This window comes from Nocardia sp. NPDC052001 (assembly GCF_040680615.1).
GTDB lineage: Bacteria > Actinomycetota > Actinomycetes > Mycobacteriales > Mycobacteriaceae > Nocardia.
This window is the reverse complement of the sequence record NZ_JBFAXC010000005.1, coordinates 537,413-556,905: the sequence shown is the minus strand read 5'-3', so window position 1 is coordinate 556,905 and position 19,493 is coordinate 537,413. Positions and strand designations below refer to the sequence as shown.

Genomic DNA, 19,493 nt, shown 5'->3' with positions numbered 1-19,493 from the left:
GTGGTCGAAGGGGCTGATAACCGGGCAACTAGACTCTGACCAGTATCTCGCCGAAATCCAGCCATGCCGGTTCTCAGTTCTGACATGCCCGGCCGAAAGGACTCTGGTTTCCCCGTGACCAGCCACGTCGATACCGTCAGCGCCGCCGCGGCCAGCCCGGATACTGCGCAGCCCTATAAGGAACTCGGCCTCAAGGATGACGAGTACGCGCGTATCAAGGAGATTCTCGGCCGGCGGCCGACGGATGCCGAGCTCGCCATGTACTCGGTGATGTGGTCCGAGCACTGCTCGTACAAGTCCTCCAAGGTGCACCTGCGCTACTTCGGCGAGACCACCACCGAGGAGATGCGTTCCAGCATGCTCGCGGGCATCGGCGAGAACGCCGGTGTGGTGGATATCGGTGACGGCTGGGCGGTCACCTTCAAGGTGGAATCGCATAACCACCCCTCGTATGTGGAGCCCTATCAGGGTGCGGCCACCGGCGTCGGCGGCATCGTCCGCGACATCATGGCCATGGGCGCGCGCCCGATCGCGGTGATGGATCAGCTGCGCTTCGGTGCGGCCGATCACCCGGACACCCGGCGCGTGGTCGACGGTGTGGTGCGCGGCGTCGGCGGTTACGGCAATTCGCTCGGCCTGCCGAATGTCGGCGGCGAGACCGTGTTCGATGCCTCCTACCAGGGCAATCCGCTCGTCAACGCGCTGTGCGCGGGCGTCATGCGGGTCGAGGACCTGAAGCTGGCCTTCGCCTCCGGTGAGGGCAACAAGATCATTCTGTTCGGCGCGCGCACCGGCCTCGACGGTATCGGCGGCGTGTCCGTGCTGGCCTCGGACACCTTCTCCGGTGACGAATCCGGTTCCGGCCGTAAGAAACTCCCGAGCGTGCAGGTCGGCGACCCGTTCACCGAGAAGGTGCTCATCGAGTGCTGTCTCGAGCTCTACCACTCCGGTGTCGTCGTCGGCATTCAGGACCTGGGCGGCGCGGGCCTGTCCTGCGCCACCTCCGAACTGGCCGCGGCCGGTTCCGGCGGTATGCACATCGAACTCGATCAGGTCCCGCTGCGCGCGGCGAATATGTCTCCCGCCGAGATCCTTTCGAGCGAATCGCAGGAGCGCATGTGCGCCGTGGTCGCGCCCGAGAATGTGGATCGCTTCATGGCGATCTGCAAGAAATGGGACACCACCGCCACCGTCATCGGTGAGGTCACCGCTGGTGAGCGCCTCGAGATCACCTGGCACGGCGAGGTTGTCGTGGACGTGCCGCCGCGCACCGTCGCCCACCACGGACCGGTGTACGAGCGCCCCGTGCAGCGCCCCGCCGATCAGGACGCGCTCATCGCCGATTCCACCAAGGCGCTGAACCGCCCGCAGACCGGTGACGAACTGCGTGCCACCCTGCTGAAGATGATCGCCAGCCCGCAGCTGTGCTCGCGCAAGTGGATCACCGAACAGTACGACCGCTACGTGCGCGGCAATACCGTGCTCGCCGAGCACGCCGACGCCGGTGTCATTCGCATCGACGAGGAGTCCGGCCGCGGTATCGCGCTGGCCACCGACGCCTCGGGCCGCTACACCAAGCTGGACCCGTACACCGGCGCGCAGCTCGCGCTCGCCGAGGCGTTCCGCAATGTGGCGACCACCGGCGCGACCCCCAAGGCCGTCACCAACTGCCTGAACTTCGGTTCCCCCGAGGATCCGGGTGTCATGTGGCAGTTCCAGCAGGCCGTGCGCGGTCTCGCGGACGGCTGTGTGGCCCTTGGCATTCCGGTCACCGGCGGTAACGTCTCGTTCTACAACCAGACCGGCCAGACCGCCATCCTGCCCACCCCGGTGGTCGGTGTGCTCGGCGTCATCGACGATGTGCACCGCCGCATCCCGACCGGCCTGGGCCTGGAGCCCGGCGAGACGCTCATCCTGCTCGGCGAAACCCGTGACGAGCTGGACGGTTCCATCTGGTCGCAGGTCGAGCACGATCACCTCGGCGGCGTTCCGCCCAAGGTCGATTTCGCCCGTGAGCAGCTGCTCGCCGAAATCCTCACCGCGGGTTCGCGCGACGGCATGATCAGCGCCGCGCACGACCTGTCCGAGGGCGGCCTGGCGCAGACCGTCATCGAGGCCGCGCTGGCCGGTGAAACCGGTTGCCGCATCCTGCTTCCCGAGGGCACCGACCCGTTCGTGCAGCTGTTCTCCGAATCCGCCGGGCGCGTGCTGGTCGCCGTCCCGCGCTCGGAGGAGACCCGCTTCACCAAGATGTGCACCGCGCGCGAACTGCCGTGGACCCGCATCGGCGTCGTCGATCAGGGTTCGGACGCGGTCGAGGTGCAGGGCCAGTTCACCATCACCCTGGCCGAACTGCGCACCGCCTTCGAGGGCACGCTGCCCGCACTGTTCGGCCACTTCGAACACTGACCCAGCGCGCGTAACGCGAACACCGAAGCACCCCGCCGGACCCGGACCCCTCGAACAACCGGGTCGGGCGGGGTGCTTTCGTATTCGCCCGGGTCGCGACTCACGACACGACCTTGAACGGATCATGTTCGGCCATCAGCTTTTCCATCCGAGCCTCATCGATGCGCTGATGCACCTTCGACGACTCATGCTGATCGCGAACCACTTTCGCGAGCGTGAAACTGCTGCTCACCAGGAACAGCATGGACATCAGCAGAAAACCGCGCTGCCAGAAGTCCAGGGGAAGATTGGCGATGCCGATACCCATTGCGGTGAAGCTGATTCCGAAGGCGATGACGGCCTGAGCCAGAAAAGCCATGGTGCTCTTGGTCTGTGCGCTGGGGTTGCTCATAGTCGTCGAGTCTGTCGAGGCGGCCCTTCCGCGCCACGCGTACAACTACTCGAGTGGCGTGCGTAGTAGCAACACGCCGCCGGAATGGTGGCTCTCACAGCGGTGAATCCACGGATTCCGTACCGCGCCGTCCATAATTGACGGGTGTTCGACCCCGCCGAGACGCTCAGGCGGCTGCGCCTGCGCGCCGCCGTGCTGACTCGGCGCGGCTGGGGGCGGCGGGTCGCGCGGGTGGCCAAGCGGGGCGAGGATGTCGTCGATCTGAATCACACCGGGCTGGTGGTGGCGACGCTGTTCTTCGCGTGGTCGCTGACGCCGTCGCTGGTACCGCGCGATTGGCTGTTCCAGGGGTTGATCTCCGGGCTCAACGCGGCCGCCGGATACGGGCTCGGATGTGTGCTGCAGTGGTTGTTCCGCAAGTGGATTCGGCCGCGAATCAAGGTCGAGACGCCGCCCGCGTGGGTGCGGTATGTGGTGAAGGTGGCCGTGGTGCTCACCTGCGTGCTGGTCGCCGCGTACATGCTGGTCATGTCCGCGGACTGGCAGCGGGAGATCACCGGGCTGATGAATATGGAGGGCACCACGCGTGCCGCCTATCTGCGCACCGGCGGATTGAGCGTCGCGGTCGGCGCACTGGTGGTCGCGGTGTTCCGGACACTGCGGGAAGCCGTGCGGTTCATCGGACGGCAATTGAGCCGGTGGGTGCGGATTCCGCCCAGGCTCGCGCCCGCCACCGGGGCGCTGCTGCTGTTCGTGCTGATCATCACGCTGTTCAACGGTGTCGCCACGCGGGCGTTCTTCGCGGTCGCCAACTCGGCGTTCAGCGTGCGCAACGACAAGATGACGCCGTATGCCCTGCAGCCGACCCGGCCCGAACGGTCCGGCAGCCCACAGTCATTGGCGAAATGGGAGACGCTCGGATCGGAGGGGCGGTGGTTCGTCTCACACGGACCCGATCCCATGCTGATCAGCGCCGTCACCGGAAAGCCCGCGCGCCAGCCGATTCGGGCGTACGTGGGATTGCAGTCCGCGAGTTCGGACACCACCGAGGAGGATCTCGCGGTCGCGGAATTGCAGCGCACCGGGGCCTTCGACCGCAAGGTGCTGGTCATCGTCACCACCACCGGCACCGGGTGGGTGAACTCGATGAGCGCGGCCGCGATCGAATACATGTACGGCGGTGACACCGCGATTCTGGCATCGCAGTACTCGTATCTGCCCAGCGTGCTGTCCTTTCTCGCGGACCGCGAGAAGGTGGCGGTGGCGGGGCGCAAGATGTTCGACGCCGTGTACGCGGCGTGGTCCGCGCGGCCGCCGGAGGCGCGACCCAAACTCCTCGTGTACGGCGAGAGCCTGGGGTCGCAGGGCTCCGAATCGGCCTTCGACGGCTTGGCCGATCTGCGCTCCAAGGTCGACGGCGCGCTCTGGGTCGGGCCGCCCAACTCGAATCGGCTGTGGGAGCAGTTCAATTCGCGCCGCGATCCGGGAACGCGGGAAGTCGACCCCATCTACGCCGACGGGCTCACCGTCCGATTCGCCGCCACCGCGGCCGATCTGGAGAAGCCCTCCCCGGACTGGCGGCATCCCCGTATCGCCTATCTCATGCACCCCTCGGACCCCATCGTCTGGTGGTCCTCGGATCTCATCTTCTCCCAACCGGATTGGCTCTCCGAACCCCGAGGCGCGGACGTGTCCTCGCAGATGCGCTGGTGGCCGTTCGTCACCTTCTGGCAGGTGGCGGCCGACCTCACCAACGCCCAGGGCGTCAGCGACGGCCACGGGCACCGCTACGGCTCCCTCGTCCTGGACGGCTGGGCCGCCATCGCCGCCCCACCCGGCTGGACCCCCGAACTCTCCGAAAAGATCCGCACCCAAATAGAACTCGCCGAGGATTACGAGCGAGCGGTGAAGTGACCGCACCCTCGGCGACCCCCAACCGCATGGCGGCTCCCGCGGCGGCGGTCCGCTCGCGAGTGCGCGTCGCAGCGAAAACCGCTGCAGCAGTCGCTCTTCCGGTGCTGTGGAGTAATCGGGTGCTGCCCGCGCTGGAGCTGGATGTGCGCGGCCGTACCGCCGCCAATACCGGGTTCGCGCTGGCCTATGCGTTCGCGTTCCGGGGCAGGCCGGGTTGGATATCGGCGAGCGGATTACGCGCCGGTGCGGCCGCGGGCGGGGTGGTGCTCGCCGGTTACGGTGTGGGACTGGCGATTCCGCGCATTCGCCGGGAACTGGCCGGGGCCGCCCATCGCGGGCCCGCCGTATCCACCGCCGAATGGGCGGGGCTGCACATCCCCGGCGGCACCGTATTCGCCGAGGAACTGGTGTATCGGGCCACCCTGACCCCGCTATTGGAGCGGAGCCTCGGTGCGGCCGGAACATGGCTGGGCGCACTGACTTTCGGGCTGTCGCACATTCGCGCGGCACGCTCCGCCGACGATCCGATCCTCGGCACGGTGGCCGCCACCGGGCTGGCCGGTGCGCTGTTCGATCTCCTCCACCGTCGCACCGGCAGCGCCACGGCCCCGGCGCTGTTGCACCTGGCCATCAACGGCGGCGGTGCGCTCGCACCGTTCGCGGCCCGCCGAGTCATCGCGGCGCTGGATTCCGGAGCGGCAACCACTCCGCCGGGATGACGGCGGCGATTCGTGTCGGCGGTCGGCGGTAGCCTTTTTCGCGTGGCTGGACGTGGAGCGGTGAATCCGGGGGAGGTCAGGGCGGCGGTGACCGCCGTGGGGGAGTGGTTGCGCGATGAATCGGCCGCGGCTCCGTCGCGGACCGAGCTGGCGGCCGCCGTTAGGGGGACGGCGCGGTCCCTGGCGGCGGACGCACCCGGGGGCGCGGTGGAGGTGCGGGTGCCGCCGTTCGTGGCGGTGCAGTGCATCGAGGGGTTGCGGCATACCCGGGGGACGCCGCCGAATGTGGTCGAAACCGATGCGCGCACTTGGCTATTGCTGGCTACCGGACTGTTGGGGTTCGAGGAGGCGGTGGAGTCGGGAGTGCTCACGGCTTCGGGGTCGCGCGCCGCCGAAGTGGCGCGCTGGCTACCCGTCGTACCGCTCTGAGTCCAGCCGTCCCGTGCCGTTGACCGGATGCGCTGTGCCGCCGCGGATTACGCGGCGGCCGTGGCGGCGGGTTTGCGTTCCAGGCCCTTGCGGTCGTAGAAGCGGGTGATGACGAGGCCGAAGACCAGGCCGATGAGCAGACCCAGCGCGGCCATCCAGCAGCCTCGGGACAGGCCCGCTTCGGCGCTGCCGTCGAAATAGAGGATGGAGCGGGTGCCCAGGAAGACCTGGTGCATGGGCTCGAAACTCGACAGCCAGCCGAAGTATTTGGGGGTGGCCTCGATCGGCACCGTGCCGCCGGAGGAGGGCAGGCCCAGGATGATGAAGACGATCAGGTTGACGATCAGACCCGCGGTGCCCACCGCCGCGAGCACCGAGGTGCAGGTGACGCCGACCGCGGTGATGACGAACGCGCCATAGAGGAACAGCAGGAACGGGCGGTCGATCGGCATGCCCAGCGCTTCGCCGATGCCGAGCAGCGCGGCCGAGACCGTCATCGACATGACCACCACCGCAGACCATTTCAGCAGCAGCGTGCGCACCCGGGAGATCGGTGTGCGCGGATAGTGCACGTACCACGGACCCCATTCGGTGGGCAGGAATCCGAGTGCCGAGTCCAGCAGCTGGTGGATGATCATCGCCCCGACCATGCCGACCAGCAGGAGCAGCAGGCTGTAGAAGAACGCGGTCAAACCCTCACCCGAGCCGCCGGGCAGCGGATGGAATTGCTGCACCACGATGTCCAGCGGAGTGGTCAGCGCGACCAGGGTGGCCGCGGACAATTCCGGTGCGGGCGGACCGCCGGGCGCGGGTGCCAAGGTTGTCTTGACCTGCTCGGTCAACTGCTTACCGACCTGCGCGTTCACCTGGGTGAGCGCCTCCGCGCCGAACTTCTGCACGATGGCAGTGGTGAACGCCCCGGTGCGCGGGTTGGTCTGCAAGGTGATCGTCGGCCGGGTGATATCCCCGGGCACCACGCTGCCGACGCCGAGAATGCCGAGCCGCTTGGAGAAGTCGCTCGGAATGACGATGGTGCCGTACACCTTCGCCGACTGCATCTGCAGCTGCGCCTCGTTGATGCCGAGCACGCGCAGATCGATCTTGTCCCCGGGCACCGCCTGCTGGAGCCCCGCCGCGACCTGATCGCCGAAGTTCACATGTTTGGTCGCGCCGCCGGTGTTCAGATCGTCGCCGACATCCTGATTCACCAGTGCGATCGGGAAATCGTGCAGGTTCTTCTCGGGATCGACGATGTAGTCCAGGTACATCACGCCCAGCAGTGAGGCCAGCAGTGTGACCACCACGATCGGAAACGCCCACCTGAGAGGGCTCAAACGACGGGTAGGACTCGACTCCGAAACTTCGGTGCTCGCCACGCCCGAACGCTAACAGCAAAGCCGCCGCGATGCGTGTTATCCCAGCGGTGGGTTGCGCGGTGGTTACCAGTACTATGGGTCCTGCCCCCCGCCCGCCGAACAGGGAGCAAACACGGTGACCCTGCCCCCCGCCGACACCACCCTCGATGAGCCCGAAAACGAACCCCGCGAAGAGTGCGGTGTGTTCGGTGTCTGGGCCCCTGGCGAGGATGTGGCCAAGCTCACGTACTACGGACTTTACGCGCTGCAGCATCGCGGGCAGGAGGCAGCCGGCATCGCCGTCTCCGACGGTTCGCAGGTGCTGGTCTTCAAGGATCTGGGCTTGGTGAGCCAGGTTTTCGATGAGCAGACGCTCGCCGCCATGCCCGGCCACGTCGCCGTCGGCCACTGCCGCTACTCCACCACCGGGTCCACGACCTGGGAGAACGCACAGCCGATCTTCCGCACCACCGCGGTGGGTTCCGGAATCGCGCTGGGCCACAATGGAAATCTGGTCAATACCGCCGAATTGAGTTCTCGCGCACGGGAACTGGGCCTGATCAATGGCCGGGTCGCGGGTAATATGGCCGCCACCTCCGATTCGGATGTGATGACCGCGCTGCTCGCGCACGCCGCCGCCGACAAGAGCATCGAGCAGGCCGCGCTGGAGCTGCTGCCGACCCTGCGCGGGGCTTTCTGCCTCACCTTCATGGATGAGCACACGCTGTACGCCGCGCGCGATCCGCACGGGGTGCGCCCGCTCTGCCTGGGCCGCCTCGAGCGTGGCTGGGTGGTCGCCAGCGAAACCGCCGCCCTCGATATCGTCGGCGCCTCCTTCGTGCGTGAGATCGAGCCGGGCGAACTGCTGGCGATCGACGCCGACGGTGTCCGCTCACTGCGTTTCGCCAACCCGACCCCCAAGGGTTGCGTCTTCGAAATGGTGTACCTGGCCCGCCCGGACAGCACCATCTCCGGTCGTTCGGTGCACGCCACCCGCGTGGAGATCGGCCGCCGCCTGGCACTGGAACATCCCGTCGAAGCCGATCTGGTGATCCCGGTGCCGGAGTCCGGCACCCCGGCCGCCGTCGGCTACGCGCAGGGTTCGGGCGTGCCGTACGGGCAGGGCCTGATGAAGAACGCCTATGTGGGCCGCACCTTCATCCAGCCCAGCCAGACCATCCGCCAGCTCGGCATCCGGCTCAAGCTGAATCCGCTGCGCGAGGTCATTCGCGGTAAGCGACTGATCGTGGTGGACGATTCCATCGTGCGCGGCAACACCCAGCGCGCCCTGATTCGAATGCTGCGCGAGGCAGGCGCTTTGGAGATCCACGTGCGGATCGCCTCGCCGCCGGTCAAGTGGCCGTGCTTCTACGGCATCGACTTCGCCTCGCGCGCGGAGCTGATCGCCAATGGAGCCGGGCCCGACGGCATCGAGGGCACCAGCATGGATGACATGGTGGAGGGTGTGCGCCGCTCCATCGGCGCGGACAGCCTCGGGTACATCTCGCTCGACGCCATGGTCGCCGCCACCGAACAGCCGCGTTCGCGCCTGTGTTGCGCCTGCTTCGACGGCGACTACCCGATCGCACTGCCCACCGAGGCGGCCATCGGCAAGAACCTGTTGGAGAGTGTGCTCACCGGTGCCTCCGAGGCGGAGTTGCTGGCCGACAACGCGAATGCGAGCGCGCTCAGCCGTCCGTAGTCGACATCTCCGAAAACCCGTGCCCGTCCGCGATGTTCGCGGGCGGGCACGGGTGTTTTTCGCGCCCGTAGTGCCGCTGCCACGCGGTGATCATCGGCCCGGGAACCCGAGCTGTCTCGTGCCCCCGGCGGACATTGCTCGCGAATTGCTCTGTCTCAGTTGAGACATCGGCCTGGTCGGGCATATGAGGCAAAAGTGATTAATTTGTTCGTATTCGCAACATTCCGGTTATAACCGGTCGATACTGTCCGCAGCCAAACGAAGTCCACCGCGGCGCGGCGGGGTCGCGACCCGGCCCACGCGCCGCGTGAGAAAGCAGGGCGGTATGCGCGCGAAAAATATTGCGGCGGTGGGGCTGGCGGGCCTCACCATGCTTGCGGCAGCGGGATGCGGATCCGGGCGAACCGGAGGGGACAGCGGGGATGCGGGACTGGTGGTGGGCACCACCGACAAGATCTTCGCGCTGGACCCGGCCGCGGCCTACGACAACGGATCACTGCTGGTGGAGACCCAGGTCTACCAGTTCCTGCTGAATACCCCACCGGGCGAGGCGGTTCCGAAACCGGACGCCGCGGAGAAGTGCGGATTCAGCACGCCCACGGTCTTCACCTGCACGCTGAAGAAGGATCTGAAGTTCGCCAACGGCAACCCGCTCACGGCGAACAGCGTGAAGTTCTCCTTCGACCGCATGCTCAAGATCAACGACCCCAACGGCCCGGCCTCGCTGCTCGGTAATCTGGACCACACCGATGTCGTCGACGCGAGCACGGTGAACTTCACCCTCAAGGTCGCCAACGATCAGACCTTCGCCGCCATCCTGCCGACCCAGGCCGGACCCATCGTCGACGAGAAGGTGTTCCCCGCGGACAAACTCCTCGACGACGACGCGGTGTGGAAGGCCAAGCCGTTCTCCGGCCCGTACACCATCAGCAGCTACGACAAGAACAAACTCGTTTCCTACCAGGCGAATCCGGATTACAACGGCGTGCTGGGCAAGCCGAAGACCGACCGCGTCTCCACCAAGTACTTCGCCGGTTCGGAGAACATGCGCCTGGACGTGCAGAACGGTGATATCGACGTGGCCTGGCGCTCGCTCGCGCCCACCGATATCGAATCACTGCGCAAGAACGACAAGGTGACCGTGAAGGAGGGTCCCGGCGGCGAACTTCGCTACATCATCTTCAATATGAACACCATGCCGGGCGCGACCCCCGCGGCGAAACTCGCGGTGCGCAAGGCACTCGCCTCCTCCATCGACCGTGAGGCGCTCTCCACCGGCGTCTACAAGGGCACCTACGCTCCGGCGTATTCCTCTGTACCGCAGGGCGTTCCGGGCGCGACCGAACCGTTCAAGGAAATCTACGGCGAGAAGCCGAATAAGACCGCCGCGGCCAAATTCCTCGCCGACGCGGGCCTGCCGACCCCGGTCGACTTGAACATCCAGTACAACACCGACCACTACGGCAGCACCTCCTCCGAGGAGTACGCCGCGCTCAAGAGCCAGCTCGAGGCCACCGGGCTGTTCAAGGTGAATCTGCAATCCACCGAATGGGTTTCGTATCAGAAGGAACGCGTCAAGGACACCTACGCGATCTTCCAATTCGGCTGGTTCCCGGACTACCCGGACGCCGACGACTACCTGACCCCGTTCTTCGGCACCAATAACTTCCTGCAATCGCATTTCGAGGATCCGCGCATCAACGCCGAACTGCTGGCCGAGGTGACCGAACCCGACAATGCCAAGCGCATGGCGGCGCTGGCCACCGTACAGCGTTCCCTGGCAGCGGATTTCATTCCGATCCTGCCGCTGCTGTCCGGTAAGCAGATCGCCGTCTCGGGCAAGAACGTCTCGGGCGTGGAGAACACCCTCGACCCGTCGTTCAAGTTCCGGTTCGGAGTGCTCAGCAAGTGATCTCCGGTCAACTGCTGCGGTACCTCGGGGTACGGCTGCTGCTGATCATCCCCACCACCTGGATCCTGGTGACAGTCGTATTCTTCCTGATGCGGGTGGTGGGCGATCCGATCACGGCGGCGCTCGGTGGGCGCCTGCCCGCCGATCAACTGGCGGCGCGCAAACACGCCGCCGGACTGGACCGGCCCATCCTCACCCAGTACTGGGAGTACATCAGCAGACTCCTGCACGGGGATTTCGGCCGCTCCCAGGACAATCGGGCCATCACCGAGATCGTCACCCACTACGGTGCGGCCACCCTCGAACTCGTCTTCTGGTCGCTGCTGGTGGCATTCGCGGTCGGCGTCCCCCTGGGCCGCTTCGCCGCCACCCGCCGTGACACGGCCGCCGACGCCGGATTGCGACTGTTCGCGATCCTGGCCTACGCGGCCCCGGTGTTCTTCGTCGGCCTGCTGCTGAAACTGATCTTCTCGGTGAAACTGGGCTGGCTGCCCGCCTCCGGGCGCGCCAGCACCAATGTGGAACTGGCACTGCAGCATGTGTCGCCGAAGACGAACATCCTGTTCATCGACGCGATCCTGTACGGCGACACCGGGTATCTGCTCGATGTGCTCAAACACACCGTGCTGCCCGCGATCGCGCTCGGCCTGCTCACCGCGGGCGTATTCCTGCGCCTGGTGCGGATCAACCTGATCCAGACCCTGCGCAGCGATTACGTGGATGCCGCTCGGGCACGCGGACTTTCGTCACGGGTGGTCACGCGACGGCATGCCTTCCGCAATGCGCTCATCCCCGTCGTGACGGTGATGGGCATGTACATCGCGTCCATGCTCGGCGGCGCGGTACTCACCGAGCGCACCTTCGACTGGAAGGGGCTCGGCTATCAACTCACCGAGTACCTGACCCAGCGCGATTTCGTCGCGGTGCAGGGGATCGTGACATTCCTGGCACTGGTGGTGGCGATCATGAGCTTCCTGGTCGATGTGATCGTCGCGCTGATCGACCCGAGAGTGAGGTTCTGATGACCGCTCCGGAAGTGGTGACCGACCCGGCCGTCGCCCCGCTCACTGTGAGGGGGAGCAGGCGCGGTCTGCCGGGACTGCGCCTGTTCAGCCTGACGCACGGATTCCAGCGCGCCACACTGATATTGGGTATCGCGCTGATCGCGGTATTCCTGTTCGCGGCGGTGTTCGCACCGCTCATCGCACCCTACGGATTGGCCCAGAACGCCTCGGACGGCATCGATTTCGTGCGCCAGCAGGCGCCGTCCGCCGACCATTGGCTCGGCACCTCGATACGCGGTGAGGACGTGTTCTCCCGGGTGCTCTACGGGGCGCGCACCGCGCTGTACGTCATCGGCGTATCGCTGGTGCTGTCGCTGTTCGTCGGCGTCCCACTGGGTTTGATCTCCGGCTATATCGGCCGCTGGGTGGACCGCGTGCTGGTGCTGTTCATGGACGCCATGTACGCGTTCCCCACCCTGCTGCTCGCCATCGTGGTCTCGATCATGGTGGCGGGCGGCAACTCCAGCAAACTCGGCGGTGTCCTGTCCGCCGCCATCGCCATCACCGTTATCTTTGTGCCGCAATACTTTCGAGTGGTGCGCAATGCCACCGTCGCGGTGAAGACCGAACCGTACGTGGACGCCGCGCGGGTGAGCGGGGCCTCCACCGGGCGCATTCTCTACCGGCACATCTTCGCCAACGTCACCCAGTCGCTGCCGGTGATCATCACGCTCAACGGCGCGGAAGCCATTCTCACCCTGGCCGGACTCGGCTTCCTCGGCTTCGGCATCGAACCCACCCAGGCCGCCGAATGGGGTTTCGACCTCAACAAGGCGCTGCAGGACGTGCCCAACGGCATCTGGTGGACCGGCGTATTCCCCGGCGCCGCAATCGTTCTCGTGGTGCTGGGGATGACGTTGGTCGGCGAGAGCCTCAATGAAGTCCTGAACCCACTGCTGCGCACCCGCCGCGGCGTGGACGCCGCCGCACCGGAACCGGAGGTCGACGATGCCCGATCAACCTGACCTCGGCGCAGCCGCCGACACCGAAAAGCGCAGTCCCGCACTGTCCGTCGACGGACTGTCGGTCACCTTCGCCACCGACGCCGGGGCCGTGCGCGCGGTCTCCAATGTCTCCTACCAGGTGTATCCGGGCGAAGTCCTGGCAGTCGTCGGCGAATCCGGCTCCGGTAAATCGGTCAGCTCGCGGACCGCCATCGGGCTGCTGCCGTCCACCGCGCGGGTGAGCGGCACCGTCACCCTCGGCACCGCCGAGATCACCAAGATGAGCGAACGACAGCTCACCGCGGTGCGCGGCGGCGATATCGCCATGGTGTTCCAGGAACCCGGCTCCGCGCTGGATCCGCTGTTCACCGCCGGGTACCAGATCATGGAAGCGCTGCGCGCACACAGCGAAATGAGCCGCGTGGCCGCGCGCACCCGGGCCGTCGATCTGCTGCGACTGGTCGGGCTGCCCGAACCGGAACGTCGCGTCAACTACTACCCGCACCAGCTCTCCGGCGGGCAGAAACAACGCGTCATGATCGCCATCGCCATCGCCTGCGAACCCAAGGTGATCATCGCCGACGAACCCACCACCGCCCTCGACGTGACGGTGCAGGCCGAAATCCTGGAACTGCTGCGCGATCTCCGCGATCGCATCGGCAGCGCCATCGTATTGATCACGCACAATATGGGCGTCGTCGCCGATATGGCGGACCGCGTAGTCGTCATGCGCGCCGGGCGAGTCGTCGAACAGGCTTCCGTCGACGACCTTTTCGCCAACCCCACCCAGGAGTACACCCGCGCGCTGCTGGCGGCGGTGCCACACCTGGGGGCGTCCACGCGGGTGGCTCCGGTCGTGCCGGAGGTGAACGAAAGCGATTCGGACACCGGGGCATCGACGAGTGGCGCATCCGCCACCGTGCCGGTGCTCGAGGTCGCCGACCTGACCGTCGAGTTCTCCAGCGGTCTGCGCCGGGCCACGTTCAAAGCCGTGCAGGGCGTGAGCTTCAGCATCGCGCGCGGCGAAACCCTCGGCCTGGTGGGCGAATCCGGATCCGGCAAATCGACCATCGGCCGCTGCGCCGCCGGATTGCAGCGCGCCACAGCCGGATCCGTGCGCGTGCTCGGCTCCGAACTGACCGGACTCTCCGAACGGCGGCTGCGACCCATGCGCCGCCGCCTCGGCTTCGTTTTCCAGGATCCGGCCACTTCGCTCAATCCGCGGCTGACCGTCGGCGACTGCGTGGCCGAACCATTGGTCGTGCACCGCACCGCCAAGGGTGCGGCCATGCGCGACCGGGTCCGCCAACTGCTCGATGACGTCCAACTCCCCGAGGGCACCGAAAAGCGCTATCCGCACGAACTTTCCGGTGGCCAGCGCCAGCGCGTGAGCCTGGCCCGCGCCCTCGTCCTCAATCCGGATCTCCTCATCGCGGACGAACCGACAAGTGCCCTGGACGTTTCCGTCCAGGCCAAGGTCCTCGAACTCTTCGCCGACCTGCAACGCGAATGCGGCTGGGCCTGCCTGTTCATCAGCCACGACCTCGCCGTTGTCGACCAGCTCGCCGACAATGTCGCGGTGCTCTGCAACGGCGAAGTGGTCGAACAGGGTCCGCGCGACGACATCCTGCGCAATCCGGCTCAGGACTACACCCGCCGCCTGGTAGCGGCGGTGCCCGTCCCCGATCCCGAAGAGCAGCGCCGTCGCAGAGCCGAAAGACAGCGACTGATTTCGTGAGGTGCGGTTAAGTCTGGAAGCTCGGCGGATTGTCTGCTATGAGGGGAGGTCGGACGTCCTGCGATCGACTCCGGTACCGTGAGCAGGCATCTATCCGTCCGATTCGGCTTGGAGCTTTCCCCGACAATGACTGAACAGACACCCAGTGGCGCCGGTGCTTCCTACGCGGCAGCCGGAGTGGATATCGAAGCCGGCGACCGCGCGGTAGAACTCTTCGCTCCGCTGGCCAAGAAGGCTTCCCGGCCCGAGGTACAGGGTGGAATCGGCGGATTCGCTGGTCTGTTCGCACTCAAGTCCGGGTACAAGGAGCCGCTGCTGGCTTCCTCCACCGACGGCGTCGGTACCAAGATCGCCATCGCACAGGCCATGGACAAGCACGACACCGTCGGCCTCGACCTGGTCGCCATGGTCGTCGACGATCTGGTCGTCTGCGGTGCCGAACCGCTGTTCCTGCAGGACTACATCGCCGTCGGCAAGGTCGTGCCCGAGCGCGTCGCCCAGATCGTCGGCGGCATCGCCGAGGGCTGCATCCTGGCGGGCTGCGCCCTGCTCGGTGGCGAGACCGCCGAACACCCGGGCCTGATGGGCGCGGACGATTACGACATCTCCGGCACCGGCGTCGGTGTCGTCGAGGCCGACGCCGTGCTCGGCCCCGACCGCGTCCGCCCCGGCGACGTCATCATCGGCATGGGCGCTTCCGGCCTGCACTCCAACGGCTACTCGCTGGCCCGCAAGGTGCTGCTGGACATCGACCGCATGCAGCTGTCCGGGCACGTCGAGGAATTCGGCCGCACCCTCGGCGAGGAACTGCTCGAGCCCACCCGCATCTACGCCAAGGACTGCCTGGCCCTGATCGCCGAAACCGATGTGCGCACCTTCTCGCACGTCACCGGCGGCGGCCTGGCCAACAACCTGGCTCGCGTACTCCCGGCCGGTCTGGTCGCCGAACTGGACCGCGGCACCTGGAGTCCGGCGCCGGTCTTCAAGCTGATCGCGCAGCGCGGCCGCGTCGAGCGCGCCGAGATGGAGAAGACCTTCAATATGGGCGTCGGCATGGTCGCCGTCGTGGCCCCCGAGGACGCCGACCGCGCCCTCGCGGTGCTCACCGCCCGCCACATCGACTGCTGGACCCTCGGCACGGTCAAGAAGGCCAAGGACGCCGACGCCCCGCGCGCGGTGCTGCTGGGCGACCACCCGCGCTTCTAGCCGCCAACGACACACGGCCCCGGTTACTCGCAGGAGTAACCGGGGCCGTGCTGTATGTCTGGAATGTCGTGCAGTATGTCTGAGAAGCCGGATATCGTTGCGGCCCGCCACCTTCGGAGCACCGAGTAGCCCGGAATACCGCACACTCGAAATCCGGTGTGCTGGTACAGAACACACATCGGCGTCCCGCCCGAACGGACGGGACGCTGCCGTGTCATCACATATTCAATGTCGTCGGTGCCTCGGTGCATATCAACGAGTCAATGGGGAGCCCTCACGGACTCCCCTTGGCTGCGTCGACAATCCGAGTCAGCGGCGCCAGTCGTCGTAGTCGTCTTCGTCCCAGCTCGACTGCGAATCCTTCGCGTCGTGCTCGTCGGAAAGCACACCACTCCGCGGCAAGTCGGAGGGACTCCCTCCCAGTTCCCTTTGCAGGCTCTGGAAGTCGGTCGGCGTCGAGCTGTACTTGAGCTCGCGCGCCACCTTGGTCTGCTTTGCCTTAGCCCGGCCACGGCCCATGGCTGACCCCCTCGCGTCACTGCGGGGCGGCCTGGGGTGGTTTGGCGGCCCCGTTCGAATTAATAATCTTCCTGACAGACACTTTAGCGTGTGTCCGGCGGTCTCGCTTCCAGGAGTGGGTGAGAAACCGTCGAAGTGCCCCCGGGGACCACCGCGGCAGGTCGTCGGGGACCGTCGGAATCGAGCGCGCGCGAGCGGCCGCGGGGGTTAGAGCACCCCCGGAACAGCTCGGATGACACCCACCCGGGCACCGCCGCCGAACACCGCCGGGGCCGCCAATTCCGAATGCTCGTCGGTCCATTCGATACCCATACGCTGCAACAGCGCGAGCGTGAGCGGCAATCTGGCCCGATCCGCGCCGTCATCGATCTTGTACGCGAAGGCCGAACCGTCCGGCAGCGCGCCCGCGTGCACACCGTCCGCGCCGATCTTGCAGACCAGTCCGGGGGTCGCGGTCATGACGCGAAAATCTGGTCCGTCCGTGCCGGAAATCACTCGCGGATGCGAACGGATCGCATCCGCCACCCGGCGCTCCGGGCTATCTTCCGGCGCGGTCGCCAGTTTCGCGTAGGCGCGGGCCAGATTCACCAGCGATACCGGCACGATCGGCAGGCCGCAACCGTCGATGCCCAGATCCGTCTCCGGCTCACCGGTGACATCGATGATCGTGGCCAGCACCGCCTGCTGCAGCGGATGCGCGATATCGAGATAACCGGTGGTCGGCCAGTCATTGATGCGGCAGGTCGCGAGCATGGCGGCATGCTTGCCGGAGCAGTTCATGAAGATTCGGCGGGCCGCTTTGCCGCGCTCGCTCCCGGCCAGGGCTTGTGCGCGAGCCTGCTCCTCGAAGGGCAGATCGGGCGGGCACTCCAGATCGTCCTCGGTGAAACCGAAACGATCCAGCAGCCGCCGCACCAGCTCCACATGATCGGGCTCACCGAAATGCGAGGCCGTCGAGATGGCCAGCTCGGCGGTGTCGGCCGGCTCGAAACCATTGCGCAGCAAGGTGAGTGCCTGCATCGGCTTATTGGTCGACCGCGGGAAGATCGGGCCGTGCACCGCGCCCACCTGCACCAGCGGCTCACCATCGGGGCGCAGCACCACGGCGGAACCGCGATGCACGCACTCGCGGAATCCGGAGCGCACCACCTCGACCAGATCCGCGTTCACGCCCGGCACCCCTGGTGCGCTCATTCCCCAGACCTCTTCTCCGCGAAAGCCGATTCCCGCCGCGCCGATTCGGCCGCGGCACTCTCCCGCTCCGCGCGCAATTGTGCGGCGCGCTCGGCGTTCTCGTGGCGGCGGCGATGCCGTTCGATCTGCATGCGCACATCGTCGGAGATGGTCGGCTCGGATTCCAGCAGCAACTCCAGGCGGGTCATATCCGCGCCGGTGAACAGATCGCGGACGGTGACGCCGTGCGCGGGGGTGTGCAGCACCCGCACCTCATCGCCCGCACCGATCGCGCCCTCGGTCAGGACGCGGAAGTACGCGCCCGTATTCGATTGCGCGGTGAACCTTTTCACCCACTGCTGCTCACCGGACCAGTGCTGGAAGGTGGCACACGGCACACGCGGCGCGGACACCTCCAGCACGGTGTCGCCGATCGCCCAGCGCGCGCCGATCACCGCATCGCTCACCGGCAGACCGGAAATGCGCAGGTTCTCGCCGAACCAGCCCGCCGCGAGGTCGCGTTCCAGTTCGGTGGACCAGCCCCGCGCGTCCTCCTCGGCATAGGCGTACACGGCCTGGTGCACGCCGCCGTGATGGTCGACATCGCAGACATGGTCGCCGTCCAAGCCCAGGGTGCGCACCGGAACCCGGTGCGGCACCGGACGTTTGTCGATGGCCGTGCGCCCGACCCGGCCCGGCACCTCGTGCTCCTCGTGCAGTACGCAGACCGCGAGCACACGCCCGGCCGCGGCGGTGTCCACCACGGCGTGCGAATCGACGCTCATCGGCCGCGGAGCTTTTCGACGGCGAGGCGACCGGCCTGCGGTTCGTCATGGGCCGGAACGGAATCCGGGTCGATGGCGGCGGCGGTCGGGCCCGCCGCGAGCGGGGTGTCCGCGGGGACATTGCGTTTCACCAGCGCCAGCGCGATCGGGCCGAGTTCGTAGTGGTCGACCACGGTGCCCAGCACGCCCACCGCGCGACCGGCAGCGGTCACCGCGTCACCGGGGACGGGGCGGTCGTCGGCGGAGCCGTCCAGGTGCAGCAGCAGCAGATTGCGCGGCGGCTTGCCGAGGTTGTGGACGCGGGCCACGGTCTCCTGGCCGCGATAGCAGCCCTTGTTCAGGTGCACCGCGCCGTGCTCGGCGATACCGCCGACCCAATTCGCCTCGTGCGGGATGGTGCGGTCATCGGTGTCGATGCCGATGCGCGGGCGCAGGGCCGCGACGCGCAGGGCCTCGAAGGTCCAGGAACCGGCGGCTTCCGCGCCCGCCGCGCGCAGCCGCGTCCACCAGGAGACGAGGTCGGCGCGGGGGACGATCAGATCGAACGAGTCATCGGTGGGCCAGGGCATCCGGCGCAGGAAACCACCGCCGGGCAGGGCCACGGCCTGATAGATCTCGGGAAGGCTTGCGATGCCGAGGGTTTCGGTGAGGTCCGCCACCCGCGGGCCGAGCAGGCTCAGCACCGCGTGCTCGGGGGCGGCCTCGGGCTTGGCATCCGCCCAGAAGACCATCTTCTGCAGGAACGCCAGCAGGTCGGGGCCGCGCGCGGCTTCGGTGTCGATCCACACCGTGCCATCGAGTTCGGTGAGCACGAAGTGGTGCAGGACGCGACCGTTCAGATCCAGATCCAGATCCTCGGCGGACTGGCCGTCGCGCAGATCCGCCACCGCCTGGCTGGAGATGGTGTTCAGCCAGCTCAACCGCTCTTTACCGGTGATACTCAGCACGAACCGATGCGATCTATCCACTATCGCGGCGCGCTGCACGGCGGCGCGTTGCTCGCCCAGTGGATCCCCGTAATGCCACGCGACCGCCGCATCCGGTGATTCGGGCGGCCCCGCGACAGCCCCTGGAACCTGAAGAATCGGACTGGGTGCTACCTCGAAGGACACACCCCCACACTAGCGGTGTCGAATTTTCGGCGTCGCTCGCGCTTACGGGACTGTGATCTGTATTGCCGGGTTGGCGAGTTCTGCGGCGTCGTTATCACTCCGTGACGGGGGCCGCTGCCCT

General features: G+C 67.0%; 16 protein-coding genes. 10 read left to right on the top strand and 6 right to left on the bottom strand.

The genetic code is table 11. The annotated features are described in order from the left end of the window. Positions 1-114 precede the first annotated feature (114 nt). On the top strand, positions 115-2,409 hold the full coding sequence (gene purL / locus AB0L82_RS26420; protein ID WP_364641671.1) for a phosphoribosylformylglycinamidine synthase subunit PurL: 2,295 nt from the start codon (positions 115-117) through the stop codon (positions 2,407-2,409). 100 nt (positions 2,410-2,509) lie between these two features. Here purL and AB0L82_RS26415 read toward each other — a convergent pair whose 3' ends face one another. After that, positions 2,510-2,800 (bottom strand): YiaA/YiaB family inner membrane protein, encoded by a 291-nt coding sequence (locus AB0L82_RS26415; RefSeq protein WP_364641668.1) that lies wholly within the window; start codon positions 2,798-2,800, stop codon positions 2,510-2,512. Positions 2,801-2,944: 144 nt separating this feature from the next. Between AB0L82_RS26415 and AB0L82_RS26410 the strand changes: the two genes are divergently transcribed. The 3 genes from AB0L82_RS26410 to AB0L82_RS26400 are packed head-to-tail and all read left to right on the top strand — an operon-like array spanning position 2,945 to position 5,862. Then, entirely contained in the window at positions 2,945-4,714 is a 1,770-nt protein-coding gene (locus AB0L82_RS26410; RefSeq protein ID WP_364641665.1) for an alpha/beta hydrolase, read from the top strand. Next, complete coding sequence (locus AB0L82_RS26405) at positions 4,711-5,433, top strand: CPBP family intramembrane glutamic endopeptidase (protein WP_364641662.1); 723 nt, start codon at positions 4,711-4,713, stop codon at positions 5,431-5,433. Before AB0L82_RS26410 ends, AB0L82_RS26405 begins: the two co-directional genes overlap by 4 nt. 42 nt (positions 5,434-5,475) lie before the next feature. Then, positions 5,476-5,862: a sterol carrier family protein gene (locus tag AB0L82_RS26400; RefSeq protein WP_364641660.1), complete on the top strand. Its 387-nt coding sequence runs from the start codon at positions 5,476-5,478 to the stop codon at positions 5,860-5,862. Between the two features lie 47 nt (positions 5,863-5,909). Here the strand turns inward: AB0L82_RS26400 and AB0L82_RS26395 are convergent, their stop codons facing one another. After that, positions 5,910-7,166, bottom strand: a complete 1,257-nt coding sequence (locus AB0L82_RS26395) for a DUF3533 domain-containing protein (protein WP_364641657.1) — start codon at positions 7,164-7,166, stop codon at positions 5,910-5,912. Positions 7,167-7,353: 187 nt separating this feature from the next. Between AB0L82_RS26395 and purF the strand changes: the two genes are divergently transcribed. The 6 genes from purF to purM all read left to right on the top strand — a co-directional run bounded on the left by purF (position 7,354) and on the right by purM (position 15,783). Continuing rightward, on the top strand, positions 7,354-8,919 hold the full coding sequence (gene purF, locus AB0L82_RS26390; protein ID WP_364641654.1) for an amidophosphoribosyltransferase: 1,566 nt from the start codon (positions 7,354-7,356) through the stop codon (positions 8,917-8,919). Positions 8,920-9,289: 370 nt separating this feature from the next. After that, the gene (locus AB0L82_RS26385; RefSeq protein WP_364641815.1) at positions 9,290-10,831 is read left to right on the top strand and encodes an ABC transporter substrate-binding protein; all 1,542 of its coding nucleotides are present in this window, start codon (positions 9,290-9,292) and stop codon (positions 10,829-10,831) included. After that, the gene (locus tag AB0L82_RS26380) at positions 10,831-11,853 is read left to right on the top strand and encodes an ABC transporter permease (protein ID WP_364641812.1); all 1,023 of its coding nucleotides are present in this window, start codon (positions 10,831-10,833) and stop codon (positions 11,851-11,853) included. The genes AB0L82_RS26385 and AB0L82_RS26380 overlap by 1 nt, the downstream gene beginning before the upstream one ends. Further along, a complete protein-coding gene (locus AB0L82_RS26375; protein ID WP_364641651.1) occupies positions 11,853-12,860 on the top strand; it encodes an ABC transporter permease in 1,008 nt (335 codons plus the stop codon). Before AB0L82_RS26380 ends, AB0L82_RS26375 begins: the two co-directional genes overlap by 1 nt. Then, entirely contained in the window at positions 12,844-14,577 is a 1,734-nt protein-coding gene (locus AB0L82_RS26370) for an ABC transporter ATP-binding protein (protein WP_364641648.1), read from the top strand. Before AB0L82_RS26375 ends, AB0L82_RS26370 begins: the two co-directional genes overlap by 17 nt. Before the next feature lie 126 nt (positions 14,578-14,703). Further along, the gene (gene purM, locus AB0L82_RS26365) at positions 14,704-15,783 is read left to right on the top strand and encodes a phosphoribosylformylglycinamidine cyclo-ligase (protein WP_364641645.1); all 1,080 of its coding nucleotides are present in this window, start codon (positions 14,704-14,706) and stop codon (positions 15,781-15,783) included. A gap of 309 nt (positions 15,784-16,092) precedes the next feature. Here the strand turns inward: purM and AB0L82_RS26360 are convergent, their stop codons facing one another. From AB0L82_RS26360 to AB0L82_RS26345, 4 genes are all read right to left on the bottom strand, one after another. Then, complete coding sequence (locus AB0L82_RS26360; protein WP_364641642.1) at positions 16,093-16,302, bottom strand: DUF3073 domain-containing protein; 210 nt, start codon at positions 16,300-16,302, stop codon at positions 16,093-16,095. 207 nt (positions 16,303-16,509) lie between these two features. Then, positions 16,510-17,472, bottom strand: a complete 963-nt coding sequence (locus AB0L82_RS26355; protein ID WP_364641809.1) for an asparaginase — start codon at positions 17,470-17,472, stop codon at positions 16,510-16,512. Between the two features lie 20 nt (positions 17,473-17,492). Continuing rightward, the gene (locus tag AB0L82_RS26350) at positions 17,493-18,260 is read right to left on the bottom strand and encodes an MOSC domain-containing protein (protein ID WP_364641639.1); all 768 of its coding nucleotides are present in this window, start codon (positions 18,258-18,260) and stop codon (positions 17,493-17,495) included. Further along, a complete protein-coding gene (locus AB0L82_RS26345; protein WP_364641636.1) occupies positions 18,257-19,372 on the bottom strand; it encodes a folate-binding protein in 1,116 nt (371 codons plus the stop codon). Before AB0L82_RS26345 ends, AB0L82_RS26350 begins: the two co-directional genes overlap by 4 nt. Between the last annotated feature and the right edge of the window lie 121 nt (positions 19,373-19,493).

What these genes read in the sequence shown, in the direction of transcription:
- AB0L82_RS26415 (WP_364641668.1), bottom strand. Translation starts at nt 2,800, where the DNA reads ATGAGCAACCCCAGCGCACAGACCAAGAGCACCATGGCTTTTCTGGCT.
- AB0L82_RS26385 (WP_364641815.1), top strand. Translation starts at nt 9,290, where the DNA reads ATGCTTGCGGCAGCGGGATGCGGATCCGGGCGAACCGGAGGGGACAGC.
- AB0L82_RS26375 (WP_364641651.1), top strand. Translation starts at nt 11,853, where the DNA reads ATGACCGCTCCGGAAGTGGTGACCGACCCGGCCGTCGCCCCGCTCACT.
- AB0L82_RS26370 (WP_364641648.1), top strand. Translation starts at nt 12,844, where the DNA reads ATGCCCGATCAACCTGACCTCGGCGCAGCCGCCGACACCGAAAAGCGC.
- purM (WP_364641645.1), top strand. Translation starts at nt 14,704, where the DNA reads ATGACTGAACAGACACCCAGTGGCGCCGGTGCTTCCTACGCGGCAGCC.
- AB0L82_RS26360 (WP_364641642.1), bottom strand. Translation starts at nt 16,302, where the DNA reads ATGGGCCGTGGCCGGGCTAAGGCAAAGCAGACCAAGGTGGCGCGCGAG.
- AB0L82_RS26350 (WP_364641639.1), bottom strand. Translation starts at nt 18,260, where the DNA reads ATGAGCGTCGATTCGCACGCCGTGGTGGACACCGCCGCGGCCGGGCGT.